Source organism: Neobacillus sp. S1115 (genome assembly GCF_055385565.1).
In genome coordinates, this window is record NZ_AP038275.1 from 1,995,598 (window position 1) to 2,017,543 (window position 21,946).

Here is a 21,946-nt window from a genome sequence, read left to right on the forward strand (position 1 = left end):
TAACGTGAGCGTTTTTATTAATAAAGACACAAAGGTAATTGTTCAAGGAATAACAGGCGGAACAGCCCGTTTCCATACAAAGCAGATGCTTGAATACGGCACACAAATCGTCGGCGGAACTTCACCGGGCAAAGGCGGCCAAGAGGTGGAAGGTGTTCCTGTTTTCAATACTGTGAAAGAAGCAGTCGAAGCAACAGGCGCAAATGCTTCTGTTATTTATGTTCCAGCTCCATTTGCTGCAGATTCCATTATCGAAGCGGTTGATGCTGAACTAGATCTTGCTATTTGTATTACAGAGCATATTCCAGTATTGGATATGGTGAAAGTTAAGCGTTACATGGAAGGCAAGAAGACTCGCTTGGTTGGTCCAAACTGCCCTGGCGTGATTACAGCTGATGAATGTAAAATCGGCATTATGCCTGGCTACATTCACACTAAAGGACATGTTGGCGTTGTTTCCCGCTCTGGTACTTTAACATATGAGGCTGTTCATCAATTAACTCAAGCAGGTATCGGCCAGACAACTGCAGTTGGTATTGGCGGAGACCCTGTTAACGGAACAAATTTCATCGATGTATTAAAAGCATTCAATGAAGACCCTGAAACATATGCTGTTATCATGATTGGTGAAATCGGTGGAACAGCAGAAGAGGAAGCGGCACAGTGGGTTAAAGCAAACATGACTAAGCCTGTTGTCGGCTTCATCGGCGGACGTACTGCACCTCCAGGAAAGCGCATGGGCCATGCTGGTGCGATTATTTCCGGCGGAAAAGGTACTGCTGATGAAAAAATCCGCGTTATGAACGAATGTGGTATGAAAGTAGCTGCAACACCATCCGTAATGGGTGAAACTTTAATTGAAGTACTTAAAGAACAAGGCTTATACGAAAAGTGTAAAACTCACTAAAATACACCATGATAAACAGATAGTCCCTCATACTATGAGGGGCTCTTTCTGTTTAAAAAATTTAAAATGGAGGAAATTAACAGTGAATGAGTTTACTGAAAAACTAATCTCCCTGCTTCATTATCCTGATATATCGTGGCATACGATCTATCAAATATTAAAAAGAGACCCGGGACTTGAATCTCTAAAATCTTATCGACCAACAGCCCAATTGAGCATGTTCCCTCCTCCGGCCTCCGCCATTGCTGCATACCCTGCAACTGAACCATTTTATCCCGAAATCATTTATGACCAAATCCGCCAATACAAAACAAATGATATCTCCGTCATCACCGTATTTGACCCGCTGTATCCCCGTTATTTAAAAGAAATTTATCAGCCTCCTTGGGCAATCTTCGCAAAAGGTGACTTATCCCTGCTAGAGAAAGAGCCGAAATTAGCTGTGGTTGGTTCTAGGCAAGCGACCCAGTACGGAAAAAATGCCATCCGTTTAATTTTCCCGGAATTAATTGATAATGGAGTGCTAATTGTCAGCGGTTTAGCAAAAGGTATTGATAAACTCGCCCATGAATACGCTATTAAAAATGGCGGAAAGACGATTGCTGTGATTGCCGGAGGGCTGTACCATATTTATCCAAAGGAAAATATGAATCTGGCATTGGAAATGATGAAAACACAGCTTGTACTGTCCGAATACCCCCCGGATACACAGCCACAGAGATGGCATTTTCCGGCGCGAAACCGAATCATTAGTGGAATGTCCCGGGGAACATTTATTATAGAAGCAAAGAGGAAAAGCGGCTCATTAATAACGGCCAACTATGCCGTTAATGAGGGCAGAGACGTTTTTTCGCTTCCTGGAAGCATTTTTAATCCCTATTCAATCGGGGCAAATGAACTTATTCAGCAGGGAGCAAAACTTGTCACAAAAGCCGGGGATATATTAGAGGAAATAAGATAAAACTGTATTTTATTGAATAAATTTTTAATTTTTGCAGGGTTTTTTGTATAAATGAAGAAAAGTTAGGATAAAAAGGTTGAAATAATTTCTAATATGTATTACATTTTCCAACATAAGTTCAAAAACTAGAATGAGACAATAATATTGAAAGTATTATATAAATAATTTGGGATTTGGGAGTTTTGGAAAGTATTTCTTGAAGCAAAGTTGTCATAACTAGAATTTAGAAAACTTCTCAAAAAAATCGAGCATCTTAGAAGCGGGCTTTTGCCAGATTCGGGGCGCTTTCACACTTTCCCTCTTAAGGAGGAACATACATGTCGGAGTTTCTTGTCATCGTTGAATCGCCTGCAAAAGCGAAAACGATTGAGCGATATTTAGGAAAAAAATATAAAGTAAAAGCATCAATGGGACACGTTAGAGATTTGCCGCGCAGTCAAACGGGGGTTGATGTTAACAACGGCTTTGAACCGAAATATATTACGATACGCGGAAAAGGCCCTGTTTTAAAGGAATTAAAGACAGCAGCCAAAAAAGCCAAGAAAATTTTTCTGGCGGCCGACCCCGATCGCGAAGGAGAAGCAATCGCTTGGCATTTGGCGCATAGCCTTGATGTGGATATTAACTCAGACTGCCGGGTAGTATTTAATGAAATCACCAAGGATGCCATCCAGGAATCCTTTAAACATCCACGGCCAATCAATAAAGACTTGGTAGATGCACAACAGGCCCGCAGAATTCTTGACCGCCTGGTGGGCTATAATATCAGTCCGCTGTTATGGAAAAAGGTCAAAAAGGGGTTAAGTGCGGGAAGAGTCCAATCGGTTTCTGTCAGATTGATCATTGACCGGGAAAATGAAATTAAAGCCTTCATTCCAGAAGAATATTGGACGATTGACGGCGAATTTTTAAAGGGGAAAGATCAATTCAGTGCTTCGTTTCATAGTCTTGTAGGACTGAATAAAACAGAAGTAAACTCTGAAGAAGAGGTGCAAAAGATTCTGCAGCAAATGGAGGGAAACAAGTTCACGGTTATTGCCGTAACAAAAAAAGAGCGGCGCAGAAATCCTGCCCCGCCATTTATAACCTCTTCCTTGCAGCAAGAAGCAGCCAGAAAATTAAACTTTCGGGCCAAAAAGACAATGATGCTGGCCCAGCAGCTGTACGAAGGAATCGAACTTGGCAAAGAAGGGACAGTCGGTTTGATTACCTATATGAGAACAGATTCCACCAGGATTTCTGAAATAGCTCAGGAAGAAGCGGCTAATTATATCAAGACTGAATATGGGGAGCAATTTCTAAAAACAGAGCAAAGGAAAGAGAAGAAACAGACAAATGCTCAAGATGCACATGAAGCGATTCGGCCGACCAGCACATTCAGAGATCCGAGCAGTTTGAAGGAGTTCCTTTCAAGAGATCAACTGCGTTTATATAAATTAATTTGGGAACGGTTCTTAGCCAGTCAAATGGCCCAAGCTGTAATGGATACAATGAGTGTTGATTTACAAAATGGCAATGTGGTGTTTCGCGCTACTGGATCGAAAATAAAGTTCCCCGGCTTTATGAAGCTATATGTTGAAGGTACGGATGATCAAGTGGAGGAATCCAACAAAATGCTTCCTGACCTCAATGAAGGGGATGAAGTGTTCCAGAAGGATATTGAGCCGAAACAGCATTTTACCCAGCCGCCGCCTCGGTATACGGAGGCAAGGCTTGTAAAGACGCTTGAGGAACTTGGAATCGGCAGGCCTTCAACCTATGCTCCAACGCTCGATACCATTCAAAAACGGGGCTATGTAGCGCTCGACAATAAGCGCTTTGTTCCAACGGAGCTTGGAGAAATTGTCCACGAATTAATGGTAGAGTTTTTTCCGGAGATTGTGAATGTCGAGTTTACCGCCAAAATGGAACAGGATTTGGATAATGTTGAAGAAGGCAAAACACCATGGGTAAAGATCATCGATGAATTCTATCAGGATTTTGAAGTTCATCTGAAAAAAGCGGAAAAGGAAATGCAGGAAGTTGAAATCAAAGATGAACCTGCCGGTGAAGACTGTGAAAATTGCGGCAGCCCGATGGTGTTTAAAATGGGCCGGTACGGCAAATTCATGGCTTGCAGTAATTTCCCGGACTGCCGAAACACAAAACCGATTGTTAAAGAAATCGGCGTTACCTGTCCTACTTGTAAAGAGGGAACAATCGTTGAAAGAAAAAGTAAGAAAAAGAGATTGTTCTACGGGTGCAGCCGCTTCCCAGAGTGTGATTTCCTATCTTGGGATAAGCCGCTTCCTAGAAACTGTCCAAAATGTGAGGGACTCCTTGTCGAGAAGAAACTCAAAAAGGGTGTCCAAGTCCAATGTGTATCCTGTGACTATAAAGAAGAACCACAAAGCTAAGGAGTGGGAAATATTCCACTCTTTTTAATTTTTTTTAAACATAAAACTTTTTTGTTTGTCATTCGTATAGTAAAATGCAAGATGGACTGAATTCGAGGGAATGGTATAAAGTAAGGACTTATTTAATATTTGAATGTTTCAGGAGGATTAACATGGATATAACAGTAAACGTTGTTGGTGCCGGTTTGGCAGGCAGCGAAGCAGCGTGGCAGCTCGCCAAGCGCGGTGTAAAGGTCCGTCTTTACGAAATGAGACCAGTCAAACAAACTCCAGCCCATCATACAGATAAATTTGCCGAACTGGTCTGCAGTAACTCGCTTAGGGCTAATACCTTAACAAATGCAGTCGGTGTATTAAAAGAAGAAATGAGAAGGCTTGATTCTGTTATTATCTCTGCAGCTGATGCCTGCAGTGTTCCTGCCGGAGGGGCATTGGCTGTTGACCGTCATGAATTTGCGGCGAAAGTTACCGAAATGGTGAAAAACCATGAAAATGTGACAGTCATCCATGAAGAGGTCATAGATATTCCGGAAGGACTAACGGTCATCGCAACCGGCCCACTAACAAGTCCGGAATTATCGGCCAAACTGAAAAGTTTAACAAATGAAGACTATCTATATTTTTATGATGCAGCGGCGCCGATTATCGAAAAAGACAGCATTGACATGGATAAAGTTTATTTAAAGTCCCGCTATGATAAAGGGGAAGCGGCATATTTAAATTGTCCGATGACGGAAGAGGAATTTGATCGTTTTTATGAAGCTTTGGTCACAGCTGAAACCGTCCCTTTAAAGGAATTTGAAAAGGAAATCTTTTTCGAAGGCTGCATGCCAATTGAAGTAATGGCAGCAAGAGGGAAAAAAACGATGCTGTTCGGTCCATTAAAGCCAGTTGGGCTAGAGGATCCAAAGACAGGTAAAAGACCCTTCGCGGTTGTTCAGTTAAGGCAGGACGATGCAGCAGGTACGCTGTATAATATTGTTGGTTTTCAAACCCATTTAAAGTGGGGCCCGCAGAAGGAAGTGCTCCAATTAATACCGGGACTTGAAAATGCTGAAATTGTTCGCTACGGAGTTATGCATCGCAATACCTTTATCAACTCACCAAAGGTGCTAAAAGCAACTTACCAATTTAGAAACCGGGAAAATTTATTTTTCGCTGGACAAATGACGGGTGTTGAAGGGTATGTGGAATCTGCTGCGAGCGGTTTGATCGCGGGAATTAATGCGGCAAGGCTCGCGACGGGAATGGAAACTGTAGAATTCCCAGCGGAAACGGCAATCGGCAGTATGGCACGGTATATTACTTCTGCAAACCCGAAAAGTTTTCAGCCGATGAACGCCAATTTCGGACTGTTTCCTGAACTGCCTGTGAAAATAAGAGGAAAGCAAGAACGGAATTTAGAGCATGCTAATAGAGCGTTAGAAACAATTCAGAACTTTGTGAAAGTTTTGTAAAGTTTATTGCAAGGGCTATTGAATTGTGGTACGATTTAGAAGCCCTTGTGATAGAAAATGTTGATAATTGTGAATGTTTTGTTAACATTTTTAATTCGTTATTTACAACTGGACAGGAATTGCGCAAAATACTAAGGGGCTTATTCAACTTTTTTATAGTGATTTTGTTATGTTCATGGCTGAGCAAAAGGTGAAGAAAAATGTATAGAAAAAAACATCCCGGGGTATAAATGAATACAGTTTTCATAATTATCTTGTAGAAGGATTTTTTTACATATTTTACTTTGAACTAAAAGAAAAAACTCCAAAAATGAAGGAGGATATCTTAATGGAACAATTTCATGCCACCACGATATTTGCCATCCATCATAATGGCGAGTGCTCAATGTCCGGTGATGGCCAAGTTACCATGGGCAACGCTGTTGTGATGAAACATACAGCTCGTAAGGTTAGAAAGATATTTAATGGGAAGGTATTGGCAGGCTTTGCTGGTTCTGTGGCAGATGCTTTTACTCTTTTTGAATTGTTTGAAGGAAAGTTAGAGGAATTTAACGGGAATCTTCAAAGAGCAGCAGTTGAGCTTGCAAAAGAGTGGCGAAGTGATAAAGTCCTGAGAAAACTGGAAGCCATGCTGATTGTGATGAATCGTGAAAGTTTGCTGCTTGTGTCCGGCACAGGTGAAGTTATTGAGCCCGATGATGGAATTCTTGCAATTGGATCAGGCGGGAACTATGCATTATCAGCAGGTCGCTCATTAAAGAAATATGCCGGAGATCATTTATCGGCGAGGGAAATTGCAAAAGCATCGTTAGAAATCGCTGCTGAAATCTGCGTCTATACAAACCATAATATTATCGTGGAAGAGTTATAGCGGGAAGGAGCTAAAAATAATGGTCAGAACAACCAATTTAACCCCCCGGCAAATTGTTGAAAAGCTGGATCAATATATTATTGGCCAAAAGGATGCGAAGAAAGCTGTTGCGGTAGCCCTAAGAAACCGATACAGAAGGGGCCTTCTGGACGATAAGCTTCGAGATGAAATTATCCCTAAAAATATCTTAATGATTGGCCCGACCGGTGTTGGGAAAACGGAAATTGCCCGGAGAATTGCAAAGCTTGTCGGTGCACCATTTGTTAAGGTGGAAGCAACGAAGTTTACCGAAGTCGGCTACGTCGGTCGTGATGTAGAATCCATGGTTCGTGATCTGGCAGAAACATCTGTCCGTCTGGTAAAGGAAGAACGGATGCTAAGCGTGAAAGAACGGGCCGAAGAAAATGCTAACAGCAGACTTGTTGAACTTTTGGTTCCATCAGCGAAAAAATCATCTAACTATAAAAACCCGCTCGAAATGTTATTTGGCGGCGGGAACACTGCAAACGAGCAGGAAACACACCAGGAGGATTATTCTGTCCAGGAAAAAAGAAAGATTGTCAAAGAAAGATTGGCTCTTGGTCAAATGGAGGATGAAATTGTCACGGTTGAAGTGGAAGAGCAGGCGCCTTCCATGTTTGACATGCTCCAAGGCTCAGGTATTGAACAAATGGGGATGAATATGCAGGATGCCCTAAGCAGCTTCATGCCGAAAAAGCGCAAAAAAAGAAAACTTACTGTTCGAGAAGCAAGAAAAGTATTAACGAGCGAAGAAGCTGCGAAGCTGATTGATATGGATGAAGTAACATCCGAGGCCATTTATCGCGCTGAGCAAAACGGAATCATTTTTATTGATGAAATTGATAAGATTGCCAGCAAAAATAATGGCGGCTCCTCGGCAGATGTTTCCAGAGAAGGTGTGCAAAGGGACATTCTGCCAGTAGTTGAAGGTTCCACAGTGGTAACAAAATTTGGGCCGATTAAAACCGACCATGTCTTATTTATTGCTGCGGGTGCCTTTCATATGGCGAAGCCTTCCGATTTGATCCCGGAATTGCAAGGGCGTTTTCCAATCCGGGTGGAATTGACAAAGCTTACAGTCGATGACTTCTTTAGGATTTTAATCGAACCGGACAATGCTTTAATAAAGCAATATCAAGCATTATTGGAAACAGAAGGTATACAAATTGAATTTTCTGACGATGCTATTCGTAGAATAGCTGAAGTAGCATTTGAAGTGAATCAAAATACCGACAATATCGGTGCCAGACGGCTTCACACGATCCTCGAAAAACTATTAGAGGATCTATCCTTCGAAGCGCCGGATATTACGATGGATAAAATCACCATAACACCTCAGTATGTTGACGAGAAGCTAGGCGCTATATCGAAAAACAAAGATTTGAGTCAATTTATTCTTTAAGTTATTATCTTGTTACCTAATACGTTGCAAAAATCGTATTACCAATAAAAATTTAATAATGGTTGTAGTTATTTAGGAGGAAGAAACAGATGGATTTACTTACAAAAACAAGAAGGATTAATATTTTGCTGCAAAAGGCAGCAGGCAAACCGGTAAACTTTAAAGAAATGGCAGCAACATTAAGTGAAACCATTGAAGCAAATGTTTACATCGTCAGCCGCCGTGGGAAACTACTTGGCATTACGATTTATCAGCAAATCGAAAACGAACGTATGAAAAAAATGTTCGAGGATCGTCAATTTCCGGAAGAATACACAAACAATTTGTTCTCAATTACCGAAACATCCCCGAATTTAGATGTGGATAGTCAATATACAGCTTTCCCTGTTGAAAATAAAGATTTATTCCAGGAAGGTTTAACAACAATTGTTCCGATTATTGGCGGCGGTGAACGTCTGGGTACTTTGATCCTTGCAAGATTGCATGATAAGTTCAATGATGACGATTTAATCTTAGCTGAATATGGTGCAACTGTTGTCGGAATGGAAATCCTTCGTGAAAAATCTGAGGAAATTGAAGAGGAAGCACGAAGCAAAGCTGTTGTGCAAATGGCCATCAGCTCCTTATCTTACAGTGAGCTAGAAGCCATTGAACATATTTTTGAAGAGCTAAACGGTAATGAAGGGTTATTAGTCGCTTCAAAAATTGCAGACCGTGTAGGAATTACCCGCTCCGTTATTGTCAACGCTTTAAGAAAGCTCGAAAGCGCTGGAGTTATCGAATCTCGCTCCCTTGGAATGAAAGGAACTTACATTAAAGTTCTTAATGACAAGTTCTTGGTCGAGCTTGAAAAATTAAAATCACATTAATGTTATAAAGGATTCCCGGCAGGAGCCGGGAATTTTTTTGAATCTAAACCTTGATTGTTTAATGGCCATGTGCTATATTATTTCATGGTGTTATTACACACGCTTGTTGATTTAGGCAGAGGGTGCTTAACTTTAAGTCCTGCTTAAAGATGAGATGAGCGGAGGAAAACAAACCATTAGGAGGAAAAAAACATGTCAGTCATTTCTATGAAGCAATTGCTTGAAGCTGGTGTACATTTCGGACACCAAACTCGCCGTTGGAACCCAAAGATGAAGAAATATATCTTCACAGAGCGTAACGGCATCTACATCATCGATCTTCAAAAGACAGTTAAGAAGGTAGAAGAAGCTTATAACTGGGTTAAGGAACTTGCTGCAGAAGGCGGTACAGTCCTTTTCGTTGGTACAAAGAAACAAGCTCAAGATTCTGTTAAAGAAGAAGCAGCTCGTTCTGGTATGTACTATGTTAACCAACGCTGGTTAGGTGGTACATTAACAAACTTTGAAACAATTCAAAAGCGTATCGGCCGCTTAAAAGATATTGAAAGAATGTCAGAAGACGGTACTTTTGAAGTATTACCTAAGAAAGAAGTTGTTCAACTTAAGAAAGAACAAGAACGTCTTGAGAAATTCTTAGGCGGAATCAAAGATATGAAACAGCTTCCAGATGCATTGTTCATCATCGACCCTCGTAAAGAGCGCATTGCAGTAGCAGAAGCTAAGAAATTGAACATTCCTATCGTAGGTATCGTCGATACAAACTGCGATCCGGATGAAATCGATGTTGTTATCCCTGCAAACGATGACGCAATCCGCGCTGTTAAACTTTTAACTGGTAAAATGGCGGATGCTATCCTAGAAGCTAAACAAGGCGAAGACGTAGCTGTAGAAGCTTAATTTTATAGCCTTATCTTAAAAAAGGTGATAAGAGGGAGACCCTTTATCACCTTTTTTTAAAGAATGAAAGTTTAACCCGGGTCTCATTGGTAAAGATATGAATACATAGTTAATTGAAGGAGGATATTAAATTATGGCAATTACTGCTCAAATGGTTAAAGAATTACGTGAAAAAACTGGCGCAGGTATGCTTGATTGCAAAAAGGCGTTGACAGAATCAGACGGTGACATGGACAAAGCAATTGACTACCTACGCGAAAAAGGTATCGCAAAAGCTGCTAAGAAAGCAGACCGTATCGCGGCAGAAGGCTTAACTTCCATTTCAACAAATGGCAATGATGCTGTTATCCTAGAAGTAAACTCTGAAACTGACTTCGTTGCGAAAAACGAAGGCTTCCAAACACTTGTAAAGGAGCTTGCTGAACATTTACTTAAGAACAAGCCTGCTACAGTGGAAGAAGCATTAGCACAAACAATGGAAAACGGTGCAACTGTTGATGCTCATATCAATGCGGCAATCGCAAAAATTGGCGAAAAACTATCTCTTCGCCGCTTTACAGTAGTTTCTAAGACAGACAGTGATGCATTTGGCGCTTACCTTCATATGGGCGGACGCATTTCTGTATTAACTGTTCTTGAAGGTTCTACAGATGCCGATGCTGCAAAAGATGTTTCTATGCACATCGCTGCGTTAAATCCAAAATATGTTTCCCGCGATCAAGTTTCTCAAGAGGAAGTAGAACATGAGCGTCAAGTATTAACTCAGCAGGCTCTTAACGAAGGCAAGCCTGAAAATATCGTGACTAAAATGGTTGAAGGCCGCCTTGGCAAATACTTTGAAGATGTTTGTGTTCTTGACCAGGCATTCGTTAAAAATCCTGATCAAAAGGTTCGTCAATTTGTTGAATCTAAAGGCGCTACAATCCGTGAATTCATTCGCTACGAAGTAGGCGAAGGTATCGAAAAGCGTGAAGATAACTTTGCTGAAGAAGTAATGAACCAAGTGAATAAAAAATAGTCAATTATTCTCGGGCTAAAAGGTTTGAAGTATTTGTAATTGATGTTTGAATAGGGGACACGCTGTGTTCCCTATTTTTTAAGATGAAAAAAGTTAGAATTTTTTATGGAGGTTTATATGAACGGTCCTAAGTACAAACGCGTTGTGTTAAAATTAAGCGGAGAGGCTCTTGCTGGTGATTCGGGCTTTGGAATTAAACCATCAATCATCAAATCAATTGCCACTCAAGTAAAAGAAATTGCCGAGCTCGGTGTAGAGGTGGCAGTTGTTGTCGGCGGCGGCAATATTTGGCGCGGGAAGATTGGCAGTGAAATGGGGATGGACCGGGCAACTGCTGATTATATGGGGATGTTGGCAACGGTAATGAACTCTCTTGCGTTACAAGACAGTTTAGAGCACTTAGGGATTGAATCACGGGTACAAACCTCAATTGAAATGCGTCAAGTTGCAGAACCTTACATAAGACGCCGTGCGATCAGACACTTGGAGAAGAAGCGGGTAGTCATTTTTGCAGCAGGAACAGGAAATCCGTATTTCTCGACAGATACAACAGCGGCCTTAAGAGCAGCTGAAATTGATGCGGAAGTTATCCTGATGGCGAAGAATAATGTCGATGGTGTTTATTCTGCTGACCCACGTGTTGATGCCAACGCTGTAAAATATGATGATCTTTCATTCCTTGATGTTTTAAAGGAAGGCTTGGCAGTTATGGACTCAACTGCATCATCCCTATGTATGGATAATGATATTCCACTTATTGTCTTTTCTATCATGGAGCAGGGCAATATCAAAAGGGCCGTTATGGGTGAAAAAATCGGAACGATTGTTAGGGGGAAAAACTAATGGCAAAAGAAGTCATCAATTCCGCAAAAGAAAGAATGGCAAAAGGAATTCAAGCTTATACTCGCGAGCTTGCCAGCATTCGTGCCGGCAGAGCGAGTGCTTCACTTTTAGATCGAATTACAGTCGATTATTATGGGGCGCCAACGCCTGTTAATCAGCTGGCGGGAATCTCGACTCCGGAAGCCCGGTTATTGGTCATCCAGCCATATGATAAAACAATCCTTGGCGATATTGAAAAAGCGATTCTGAAATCTGATTTAGGCTTAAATCCTTCCAATGATGGTTCTATCATTCGGCTTGCCATTCCTCAATTAACAGAGGAGCGCCGTAAAGAATTGGTAAAAGTGGTGAAGAAGGAATCAGAAGAAGCGAAAATCGCGATCCGTAACGTTCGCCGCGATGCCAACGATGAGTTGAAAAAGCTTGAAAAAAATGGTGAAATTACAGAAGACGCCCTGCGCGGATTCTCTGATGATATTCAAAAACTTACCGATGATCACATCCATAAAATTGATCAAATCACAAAAGATAAAGAAAAAGAAATTATGGAAGTGTAACGTAAATAGTAAAGAATGACCCTCTTTTTAGGGGGTTTTTTCACTATTAATAGAAAAATTTTAAAATACATAAGTTAGGATTGTTTGACATTATTCTTAATTCTTTCTATTTTACATAGTATGAAATGAGATATCTTTTTTCTTTTTTGGTATGATATAGGCATGCTGGATTAAAATCTATTACATACTATAACAAGTTCGATGAAGTTTATTATCGGAGGAAAGCTAATAATGGAGGAGCGCTTGCCATGTTAAATAAAATAAAAATCTGGAAGAACCAAAATAACTCTTCCACACTCCGAGATAAAATTGAAGAAATTAAAAAATTGCCGGTACCGGAACATGTGGCCATTATTATGGATGGAAATGGCCGATGGGCTAAAAAACGGGCACTGCCGCGCATTGCCGGTCATCATGAAGGGATGAAGGTTGTCCGAAAAACAACTATGCTGGCCAATGACCTTGGGCTAAAAGTGCTGACATTGTATGCTTTTTCCACAGAGAATTGGAAAAGGCCAAAAAATGAAGTGGATTATATTATGAAGCTTCCAGAGGAATTCCTAGGAACCTTCCTTCCAGAATTGGTGGCCAATAATGTTCAAGTGAAAATGATGGGCTATAAGCATCAACTGCCAAAACATACTTTAAATGCCATTGAAAAGGCGATGGAACAAACAAAGAATAATACAGGACTTGTGTTAAACTTTGCTTTGAATTATGGAAGCAGGGCTGAGATTCTCGATGCGGTGAAGCAAGTCTTAAATGATTATAATAGTGGCATACTGAAGGAAACCGATTTAAATGAGGAGGCATTTTCCTCCTATCTAATGACTTCCAATTTCAAAGATCCTGACCTATTAATCCGGACAAGCGGCGAAATTCGCTTAAGCAATTTTATGTTATGGCAGTTAGCCTATTCGGAGTTTTGGTTTACTGATGTGTTGTGGCCCGATTTCAGTGAGGATCATTTGTTAGAGGCAATCGAAGTGTTTCAAAAGCGCCAGCGTCGATTTGGAGGAATATAAATTTGCAGTCAAAAAAGGTGTTGAAACAGTAAATGAAACAAAGAATTATTACAGGAGTCGTAGCAGCGGCACTTTTTTTGCCAATCGTATTTTACGGCGGGCTTCCGTTCGTATTATTGACTTATTTGCTAGCAACCATTGGGCTATATGAACTATTAAGGATGAAGGGCTTAAGCATTTTTTCTCCATACGGGTTCCTTTCTCTGCTTTTCCTTTGGGTTATTTTATTCCCTGCACAATATAATGAAATAATGGCGGACTTTTACTATTCAAAAACGGAGCTAGGCATTGCTTTTATTCTTTTGTTATTGACCTATACGGTCATTACAAAAAATCGTTTTACTTTTGAGGATGCCGCTTTTACAGTGCTTTCGGCAATTTATACAGGTATTGGTTTTTATTTTCTCATGGAAACGCGAGAAGCTGGTCTTGTGTATGTTTTTTATTCCTTATTCATCATTTGGGCAACTGACTCAGGGGCTTACTTTATTGGCAAGGCGATGGGCAAGAAGAAATTATGGCCGGAAATCAGTCCTAACAAAACGGTTGAAGGCTCAATTGGCGGTATTATTTGTGCCGCTGTAGTGGCAATTATGTTTGCTGTTTTTGGCGATATGAATGCCGGGATTGTTACAATAGTAGGCATGACCATCGTTCTATCCGTTTTTGGACAAATCGGAGATCTTGTCCAATCTGCCTATAAACGCCATTTTAATGTAAAAGATTCAGGAACCATTTTACCGGGACATGGAGGCATTCTAGACCGGTTTGACAGTTTATTATTTGTTTTGCCATTATTGCATTTTTTCCACCTTTGGTAAGAGGTTTTTCTTTTTAGGAGTTGACTTGTTTGAAGACAATTAGTTTACTGGGTGCGACCGGGTCCATCGGTACCCAAACCCTGGATATTTTTCGGGAGCACCCTGAAGAGTATAAATTAGCTGCCATTTCCGTTGGCAAAAACATCGATTTAACGCGAAAAATAATTGCGGAATTTCAGCCTGAGCTTGTTTCTGTACAAACGATGGCTGATTATAATACATTAAAAGCAGAATTCCCTAAGCTTAAGTTTACGTTTGGCGAGGAAGGGCTGATTGAAGCAGCGGTTTATGACAAGTCGGATATTCTTGTCAATGCTGTTCTCGGCAGCGTAGGGTTAAACCCGACGTTGCAGGCGATTGAATGCGGGAAAACAATCGCAATCGCCAATAAAGAAACACTGGTGACGGCCGGCCATTTAGTGATCGAAGCAGCGAAGAAAAATAATGTTGCACTTCTCCCAGTAGACAGCGAGCATTCGGCCATCTTTCAAGCCCTGCAAGGAGAGAAGGAGAAAAACATTGAACGCTTAATTCTAACTGCCTCTGGCGGCAGTTTCCGTGACCGCACCCGTAGTGAACTGGAGGAAGTGACTGTTGAGGAAGCATTAAATCATCCGAACTGGTCGATGGGTGCGAAAATCACGATTGATTCGGCAACGATGATGAATAAGGGCCTCGAAGTTATTGAAGCACATTGGCTGTTTTCACTTGGCTATGAAAAAATTGATGTATTGCTTCACAAGGAAAGTATTATTCATTCTATGGTTGAATTCCATGATACAAGTGTGATTGCCCAGCTGGGAACACCGGATATGCGGGTACCGATCCAATTTGCACTCTCCTATCCGGACCGATTGCCTCTTACCACAGGGAACCGCTTAAATTTGGCGCAAATTGGGACACTCCATTTTCAGGAAATGGATATGGAAAGGTTCCGCTGTTTGAAGTTTGCCTATGAGGCTGGGAAAATCGGTGGCACGATGCCAACTGTTTTGAATGCGGCAAATGAAGCGGCAGTCGCAGCATTCCTAGAAGGAAAGATTCGCTTCCTGCAAATAGAAGATTTGATTGAGCAGGCCTTAAGTGCTCATCAAACGACCCGGCATCCGAGCTTAAGTGTAATCCAAGAGGTTGACAAGGAAACGCGGCAGTTTGTAAATTCACTGCTATAAAGTTAATAAGCGCCTTGACCAAGGGCGACAGACAGATATTGAGGTCTAAAGGTACTTTCTAAACCAAATAAAAAGGTGGTTTTATTATTGAGTACAGTCATTGCCTTTATTGTGATATTTGGCGCACTCGTTTTTTTTCATGAATTAGGACATTTTATTTTTGCAAAACGGGCAGGCATCCTTTGCCGCGAATTTGCGATTGGGATGGGTCCGAAGGTCTTTTCCCATAAAAAAGGAGAAACCACATACACTATTCGTCTATTGCCAATTGGCGGATTTGTCCGGATGGCTGGCGAAGATCCAGAAATGGTTGAAATAAAGCCAGGCTACCGAATTGGACTATTATTTGATAAGAACGGCCAAGCAACCAAGCTTATCTTGAATAATAAAGAAAAGTACCCAAATTGCCGTATTGTTGAGGTTGAATATGCAGATATTGAAAAGGACCTAATCATCAAAGGGTTCCCTGAGGATGACGATGAAAATTTGCAAACCTTTATGATTCATCCAAAGGCAGTCATTGTCGAAAATGGCGTGGCATCACAAATCGCACCATTGGATCGGCAATTTGCTTCTAAAACGTTAGGACAAAGATTTATGGCCATTTTTGCGGGCCCGATGATGAATTTTGTATTGGCATTTGTGGTATTTATTATCATTGCTTTATTGCAGGGAGTACCGACTAACGATCCGAAACTGGGTGAGATTACCCCGGATGGTGCCGCGAAAGCAGCAGGACTACAAAAAGGGGATATTGTCCAAAGTATCGATGGTTCTGAAATTAGCAGCTGGTCTGATGTTGTTGAAATTATCCGCAAAAATCCAAACGAAAAGCTTGATTTTTCAGTTGTACGTAATGGAAAAGAAATGGATATTTCGGTTACGCCTAATGAGAAAACGGTGGAAGGCAAAAAAATGGGGATTATCGGTGTTTACAGCCCAGTTGAAAAGTCGCCAGTCCAAGCCGTTACAGCAGGCGCCAAAGAAACCTATTTCTGGACAACGCAGATTTTTGTTATGCTCGGTAAATTAGTAACCGGACAATTTTCCATTGATGCCTTATCAGGCCCGGTCGGAATTTATGTTTCCACGGATGAAGTGGCCAAATCGGGGATCTTCTACCTAATGAAGTGGGCCGGAATTTTAAGCATCAACCTTGGGATTATGAACTTACTGCCAATCCCGGCATTAGACGGGGGAAGGCTGATGTTCTTCGCAGTAGAGGCCGTTCGCGGCAAACCGATTGACCGTCAAAAAGAAGGAATGGTCCACTTTATCGGATTCGCCTTGCTAATGCTGCTAATGCTCGTTGTCACATGGAACGATATTCAACGATTTTTCTTAAAATAATAAAAAAGGGGCATTTATGAGGCCCCCCTACAGATTGTCGAGAAAGGGTATTTTTCTCGGCAATTTTTTATTTTGACTGAACCTAAATTACCAACTTTTATTTATCCCTGCTAACTGGCCTGTTGATTTCCGCTACGGGCACTCGCTTTCCGCGGGGAGGTCCTGAAGCCTCCTCGGCGCCTTGGCGCCTGTGGGGTCTCCAGTGACCTCTCTATCCCGCAGGAGTCGAGTGCCCTCCGCTCCAATCAACAGGGAGGCAATTCACCTAAGTATTGCAACACACATTAAACTTATGTGTTATAGGCGTTTGCCTTTAAATGAGTTGAATCTGTAAATAATACACGTCCCCTAACCATTATGTGAATCATTGCTAGGAGAACAATTTCATCAAAAACATCCTGAAAGATAATTGTCCTCACTAGAAAAAGGACGAACTTTTCCTAGAAGAAAAGAAAGATAAATATATTTGTCAATCAAGCGAAGAAGTTGGACATTTGGAACCAATTCTTCAATAGAAACAATTTATACACAACTTGGCTAAACTCTTTTGGCTTAAACATTAAACTCTCCACTAATTTTATTGGAGTTGAGGGACTTAATTTGCATACACCTGTTGATTGGCGCGGAAGGCACGAAGACTCCTGCGGGAGTACGGGGCAGGGGAGACCCCGCAGGAGCTTTAGCGACGAGGAGGCTCCCCGTCACGCCCACGGAAAGCGAAGTGCCTGGAGCGCCAATCAACAGACTTGTTGAAAAGCCTTATATTAAAATAAATTAACGCGGCGAATCGATAAAGAAAATGAGTAAAATTTTTTTGTTAAAAATGGATAAAGGTTTCTGTCGAATTAACCCGAATCTTTTCGGATGATATGGTATAATTACTTTCTGAAATAGACTAGAAAAAGAGATTTTTAAAGAGGGGAGAGATGAGAGGATGAGCGAAAATGCCTTAGGCAAAAAAGAGCGATTCCAACTCTTACTCCAGCAGCTGCAACTAACTGAAGATGCAGTCGTTATGCATTTCCAAAATGCGCAAATCGAAAGGCTACTGGTAGAAAAGAAAGCGAGAAAATGGCACTTTCAATTTTTATTGGAAAAAGTCCTGCCATTCAATGTATTCACGCGGTTTACTGCCCAAATTGAGCGAACTTTTTCAAACATTGCAGCAGTATCATATGATATAAAAGTTACCAATCAAGAAAACGCCTCAGAATTAATCAGCGAATACTGGAGCTATTGCATCCAGCAAATTGATGGAATCTCCCCGCCGCTCATTAAACTTTTACATGAACAGCTGCCTGTGGTAAGTGGCAATAAGCTTACCGTTTCGGTTAGAAACGAGGCAGAGGGATTAACCTTAAAACGTAAATATGGGCCATTAATCGGTGAAATTTATCAATCCTTCGGGTTCCCGCTGTTTTCCTTTGAGATTGAAATAAAAAGTGAAGAACATAACGAGGAATATCAACAATTTTTAATTGCTAAACAAAAGGAAGACCAAGAACGTGCCTTAATGGCAATGGTCGAAATGCAGAAACAAGATGCCGAGAAAGAGCAGGGAGGCGGTGATGTGCCGCAAGGTCCGCTTTCAATCGGTTTGACAATTAAGGATAACAGCGAGCTCCGCAGCTTAATTGATATTGTGGATGAAGAAAGACGAGTTGTCGTCGAAGGTTATATATTTGATGCGGAAATTCGCGAGCTGCGCAGCGGCCGCTCCTTGTTAACCTTTAAAATTACAGACTACACCAGTTCCATAATGGTTAAAATGTTCTCCCGCGACAAAGAGGACGCAAATGCCTTCCAACTTGTTAAAAAGGGAATGTGGGTAAAGGTCCGCGGCAGCATTCAAAATGATACTTTCGTTCGTGACCTTGTCATGATTGGTAATGATATTAACGAGATTAAGCCTGCTGGCCGGAAAGATACTGCTCCAGATGACGAAAAAAGGGTCGAACTGCATTTGCATACCCCGATGAGCCAGATGGATGCCGTCACTCCTGTCGCCACTTTAATTGCCCAAGCAAAAAAATGGGGCCATAAAGCCATAGCTGTTACCGACCACGCCGGAGCCCAATCCTTCCCAGAAGCCTACAGTGCCGGGAAAAAGAATGATATAAAGATTCTTTATGGTGTTGAAGTGAATCTGGTCGATGATGGTGTACCGATTACCTTTAACGATGCCCACAGGCTTCTTGCTGAAGATACTTATGTCGTGTTTGACGTTGAAACAACGGGTCTTTCAGCCGTATACGATACGATAATCGAGCTTGCTGCTGTAAAGATAAGGAACGGCGAAATCATCGATCGGTTTGAATCATTCGCTAATCCGCATCATCGCTTATCAGCGACAACCATCAACCTGACAGGCATCACCGATGACATGGTTCAAAATGCTCCAGAGGTAGCTGAAGTTTTCCAGAAATTCTATGACTGGACTGGGGATGCTGTCTTAGTTGCCCACAATGCTTCCTTTGATATGGGATTCTTGAATGTCGGTTATAAAAAAATTGGTATTGGAAAAGCCAAAAACCCTGTCATCGATACGCTGGAGTTGGGCCGTTTCCTATATCCAGAATTAAAAAACCATCGATTAAATACCTTGGCGAAAAAATTTGATATCGAACTGACCCAGCACCATAGAGCGATTTATGATGCAGAAGCAACCGGATACTTATTATTGAAAATGTTGAAGGATGCGCAGGAAAAAGAGATTTTTTACCATGACGAATTTAATGATCACATGGGAAAAGGAAATGCCTATCAAAGGGCCCGTCCTTATCACTGTACGCTTTTGGCGCAGACTGAGCATGGGTTAAAAAATTTATTTAAGCTCGTTTCTATTGCACATATTGAATATTTTTATCGTGTACCGCGTATACCACGGTCGGTGCTGCAAAAATATCGCGAAGGAATACTTGTTGGTTCCGCCTGTGATAAAGGAGAAGTTTTTGAGGGGATGATGCAAAAGTCTCCTGACGAAGTGGAGGCCGTAGTAGGCTTTTATGATTATATCGAGGTTATGCCGAAACCGGTGTATGCCCCGCTCCTTGAAATGGAACTGGTTCGTGATGAACGGGCGCTTGAGGAAATTATCGGCAACATCGTTGCGCTTGGTGACAAGCTCGGAATACCGGTTGTAGCTACAGGTAATGTTCACTACTTGAACGAAAACGATAAGATATACAGAAAAATATTAATCAGCTCACAGGGCGGTGCTAACCCGCTGAACCGTCATGAGCTTCCGGATGTTCACTTTAGAACGACAAATGAAATGCTTGATGCCTTTTCATTCTTAGGCAAAGAAAAGGCAAAGGAAATCGTCGTCACAAATACAAATAAAATTGCGGATATGATTGACGTCATAAAGCCAATAAAGGATGATTTGTACACACCAAGAATTGAAGGTGCCGATGAAGAAATGCGGGAAATGAGTTATGCCATGGCCCGGAAAATTTATGGCGACGAGCTTCCGGAAATTGTTGAGGCCCGTTTGGAAAAAGAATTAAAAAGTATCATTGGGCATGGATTTGCCGTTATTTATTTGATTTCCCATAAGCTTGTTAAAAAGTCTTTGGATGATGGGTACCTGGTCGGATCGCGTGGATCGGTCGGTTCCTCATTAGTCGCAACAATGACGGAAATAACTGAGGTTAACCCATTGCCGCCGCATTATATTTGTCCATCCTGCAAGCATTCTGAGTTTTTTAATGACGGTTCGGTCGGTTCAGGCTTCGATTTGCCTGATAAAGATTGCCCGCATTGCGGCACAAAATTTCGAAAAGATGGCCATGACATCCCGTTTGAAACCTTCCTTGGCTTTAAAGGAGATAAGGTTCCCGATATAGATTTGAATTTCAGCGGAGAATATCAGCCCCGGGCCCATAACTACACAAAGGTGCTTTTCGGGGAGGAATACGTTTATAGAGCTGGAACAATTGGTACTGTTGCCGACAAAACGGCCTTTGGTTACGTTAAGGCCTATCAGCAGGACAATAACCTCCAGATGCGCGGGGCCGAAGTGGAACGGCTTGCTTCCGGCTGTACGGGTGTAAAAAGAACAACTGGTCAGCATCCCGGCGGTATCATCGTTATTCCTGATTATATGGACGTTTACGATTTTACGCCAATCCAATTTCCGGCTGATGATCGAAATTCGGAATGGAAAACGACCCATTTTGATTTCCATTCGATTCACGATAACGTTTTAAAGCTTGATATTCTTGGACACGATGACCCGACGGTGATCAGGATGCTGCAGGATTTGAGCGGTATCGATCCAAAAACGATTCCGACCGATGACCCTGAAGTAATGAAAATATTCAGCGGTACGGAATCCCTTGGGGTAACAGAAGAACAAATCATGTGTAAAACGGGAACGTTAGGCATTCCCGAATTTGGTACCCGGTTTGTTCGACAAATGCTTGAAGATACAAAGCCAACGACCTTCTCAGAACTTGTTCAGATTTCTGGTTTATCACATGGTACGGATGTTTGGCTGGGAAATGCACAGGAATTGATTCAGAATAAGACTTGTACCCTAAGTGAAGTAATCGGCTGCCGGGACGATATCATGGTTTACCTAATTTATCAGGGGCTTGAGCCATCCTTCGCTTTCAAAATAATGGAATCCGTCCGTAAAGGAAAAGGATTATCGGAAGAAATGGAAGCGGAAATGAGAAGGAACGAGGTACCGGAATGGTACATTGACTCCTGTAAAAAAATTAAGTACATGTTCCCGAAAGCCCACGCGGCTGCATATGTCTTGATGGCTGTGAGGATTGCCTATTTTAAAGTTCATCTTCCCCTTCTTTATTATGCTGCTTATTTCACTGTTAGGGCAGAGGACTTCGACTTAGAAACAATGACGCGCGGCTCTGAGGCCATCCGTGCAAAAATTGGCGAAATCAATGCGAAGGGTTTGGAAGCATCGAACAAGGAGAAAAACCTGCTGACGGTGTTGGAGCTTGCGCTTGAAATGACTGAACGCGGCTATTCCTTCCAGAATTATGATTTGTACAAATCGGCTGCATCGGAATTTATCATTGAAGGAGATACGTTAATTCCGCCTTTCAACTCCATTCCGGGGCTGGGAACAAACGCTGCCGTAAATATTGTTAATGCCCGCGGTGCTGGAGAATTTCTATCGAAAGAAGATCTCCAGCAAAGAGGGAAGGTTTCCAAAACAATCCTTGAGTATCTGGACAAGCAAGGCTGCCTCAGCGCATTGCCTGAGCAAAACCAGCTTTCGCTGTTTTAACCTTCCGCTTTTCTGACTCTAGCTCCTGTGCCTAGGGCCCCGGGGCATAAGCCCCTGCGCAAGGCGCTTCCGCTTTTGATATTTGCAACTAATTCATGGTTATGTTATAGTTTTATTGG

At 41.8% G+C, this 21,946-nt stretch carries 16 protein-coding genes; all 16 read left to right on the forward strand.

Translation table 11 applies throughout. The features are described 5' to 3' along the window. The first annotated feature begins 4 nt into the window (after positions 1 to 4). The 16 genes from sucD to ACZ5B7_RS09910 all read left to right on the forward strand — a co-directional run bounded on the left by sucD (position 5) and on the right by ACZ5B7_RS09910 (position 21,827). Positions 5 to 907, forward strand: a complete 903-nt coding sequence (gene sucD / locus ACZ5B7_RS09835) for a succinate--CoA ligase subunit alpha (RefSeq protein ID WP_213140779.1) — start codon at positions 5 to 7, stop codon at positions 905 to 907. 82 nt (positions 908 to 989) lie between these two features. Next, on the forward strand, positions 990 to 1,868 hold the full coding sequence (gene dprA, locus ACZ5B7_RS09840) for a DNA-processing protein DprA (RefSeq protein ID WP_464493581.1): 879 nt from the start codon (positions 990 to 992) through the stop codon (positions 1,866 to 1,868). A gap of 317 nt (positions 1,869 to 2,185) precedes the next feature. Next, positions 2,186 to 4,264 carry a type I DNA topoisomerase gene (gene topA / locus ACZ5B7_RS09845; RefSeq protein WP_464493582.1) on the forward strand — a complete coding sequence of 693 codons (2,079 nt, stop codon included), beginning with the start codon at positions 2,186 to 2,188 and terminating at the stop codon, positions 4,262 to 4,264. 152 nt (positions 4,265 to 4,416) lie between these two features. Then, on the forward strand, positions 4,417 to 5,721 hold the full coding sequence (gene trmFO, locus ACZ5B7_RS09850; RefSeq protein ID WP_464493583.1) for an FADH(2)-oxidizing methylenetetrahydrofolate--tRNA-(uracil(54)-C(5))-methyltransferase TrmFO: 1,305 nt from the start codon (positions 4,417 to 4,419) through the stop codon (positions 5,719 to 5,721). A gap of 328 nt (positions 5,722 to 6,049) precedes the next feature. Beyond that, positions 6,050 to 6,592 (forward strand): ATP-dependent protease subunit HslV, encoded by a 543-nt coding sequence (gene hslV / locus ACZ5B7_RS09855; RefSeq protein ID WP_213116339.1) that lies wholly within the window; start codon positions 6,050 to 6,052, stop codon positions 6,590 to 6,592. 19 nt (positions 6,593 to 6,611) lie between these two features. Further along, entirely contained in the window at positions 6,612 to 8,015 is a 1,404-nt protein-coding gene (gene hslU / locus ACZ5B7_RS09860) for an HslU--HslV peptidase ATPase subunit (protein ID WP_423801694.1), read from the forward strand. 89 nt (positions 8,016 to 8,104) lie between these two features. Further along, entirely contained in the window at positions 8,105 to 8,884 is a 780-nt protein-coding gene (codY, locus tag ACZ5B7_RS09865) for a GTP-sensing pleiotropic transcriptional regulator CodY (protein ID WP_213116337.1), read from the forward strand. A 192-nt stretch (positions 8,885 to 9,076) separates the two neighbouring features. After that, entirely contained in the window at positions 9,077 to 9,781 is a 705-nt protein-coding gene (rpsB, locus tag ACZ5B7_RS09870) for a 30S ribosomal protein S2 (protein WP_464493584.1), read from the forward strand. Between the two features lie 133 nt (positions 9,782 to 9,914). Next, entirely contained in the window at positions 9,915 to 10,799 is an 885-nt protein-coding gene (gene tsf, locus ACZ5B7_RS09875) for a translation elongation factor Ts (protein WP_213140773.1), read from the forward strand. A gap of 117 nt (positions 10,800 to 10,916) precedes the next feature. Beyond that, positions 10,917 to 11,642, forward strand: coding sequence for a UMP kinase (gene pyrH, locus ACZ5B7_RS09880; protein ID WP_213140772.1), 726 nt, complete (start codon positions 10,917 to 10,919; stop codon positions 11,640 to 11,642). Beyond that, entirely contained in the window at positions 11,642 to 12,199 is a 558-nt protein-coding gene (gene frr, locus ACZ5B7_RS09885; RefSeq protein WP_213140771.1) for a ribosome recycling factor, read from the forward strand. The genes pyrH and frr overlap by 1 nt, the downstream gene beginning before the upstream one ends. Before the next feature lie 248 nt (positions 12,200 to 12,447). Continuing rightward, positions 12,448 to 13,224, forward strand: a complete 777-nt coding sequence (locus ACZ5B7_RS09890; protein ID WP_213140770.1) for an isoprenyl transferase — start codon at positions 12,448 to 12,450, stop codon at positions 13,222 to 13,224. 32 nt (positions 13,225 to 13,256) lie between these two features. Then, positions 13,257 to 14,045, forward strand: coding sequence for a phosphatidate cytidylyltransferase (locus ACZ5B7_RS09895; protein WP_464493585.1), 789 nt, complete (start codon positions 13,257 to 13,259; stop codon positions 14,043 to 14,045). 29 nt (positions 14,046 to 14,074) lie between these two features. Then, on the forward strand, positions 14,075 to 15,217 hold the full coding sequence (gene dxr, locus ACZ5B7_RS09900; protein WP_423801696.1) for a 1-deoxy-D-xylulose-5-phosphate reductoisomerase: 1,143 nt from the start codon (positions 14,075 to 14,077) through the stop codon (positions 15,215 to 15,217). 87 nt (positions 15,218 to 15,304) lie between these two features. After that, positions 15,305 to 16,567, forward strand: coding sequence for an RIP metalloprotease RseP (gene rseP, locus ACZ5B7_RS09905; RefSeq protein ID WP_464493586.1), 1,263 nt, complete (start codon positions 15,305 to 15,307; stop codon positions 16,565 to 16,567). Between the two features lie 934 nt (positions 16,568 to 17,501). Then, positions 17,502 to 21,827, forward strand: coding sequence for a PolC-type DNA polymerase III (locus tag ACZ5B7_RS09910; RefSeq protein ID WP_464493587.1), 4,326 nt, complete (start codon positions 17,502 to 17,504; stop codon positions 21,825 to 21,827). Positions 21,828 to 21,946: the final 119 nt, after the last annotated feature.

Coding starts and splice junctions, on each gene's coding strand:
- ACZ5B7_RS09895 (WP_464493585.1), top strand. CDS start 13,257: ATGAAACAAAGAATTATTACAGGAGTCGTAGCAGCGGCACTTTTTTTG.
- topA (WP_464493582.1), top strand. CDS start 2,186: ATGTCGGAGTTTCTTGTCATCGTTGAATCGCCTGCAAAAGCGAAAACG.
- tsf (WP_213140773.1), top strand. CDS start 9,915: ATGGCAATTACTGCTCAAATGGTTAAAGAATTACGTGAAAAAACTGGC.
- ACZ5B7_RS09910 (WP_464493587.1), top strand. CDS start 17,502: ATGAGCGAAAATGCCTTAGGCAAAAAAGAGCGATTCCAACTCTTACTC.
- hslV (WP_213116339.1), top strand. CDS start 6,050: ATGGAACAATTTCATGCCACCACGATATTTGCCATCCATCATAATGGC.
- trmFO (WP_464493583.1), top strand. CDS start 4,417: ATGGATATAACAGTAAACGTTGTTGGTGCCGGTTTGGCAGGCAGCGAA.
- rpsB (WP_464493584.1), top strand. CDS start 9,077: ATGTCAGTCATTTCTATGAAGCAATTGCTTGAAGCTGGTGTACATTTC.
- hslU (WP_423801694.1), top strand. CDS start 6,612: ATGGTCAGAACAACCAATTTAACCCCCCGGCAAATTGTTGAAAAGCTG.
- frr (WP_213140771.1), top strand. CDS start 11,642: ATGGCAAAAGAAGTCATCAATTCCGCAAAAGAAAGAATGGCAAAAGGA.
- codY (WP_213116337.1), top strand. CDS start 8,105: ATGGATTTACTTACAAAAACAAGAAGGATTAATATTTTGCTGCAAAAG.
- pyrH (WP_213140772.1), top strand. CDS start 10,917: ATGAACGGTCCTAAGTACAAACGCGTTGTGTTAAAATTAAGCGGAGAG.
- ACZ5B7_RS09890 (WP_213140770.1), top strand. CDS start 12,448: ATGTTAAATAAAATAAAAATCTGGAAGAACCAAAATAACTCTTCCACA.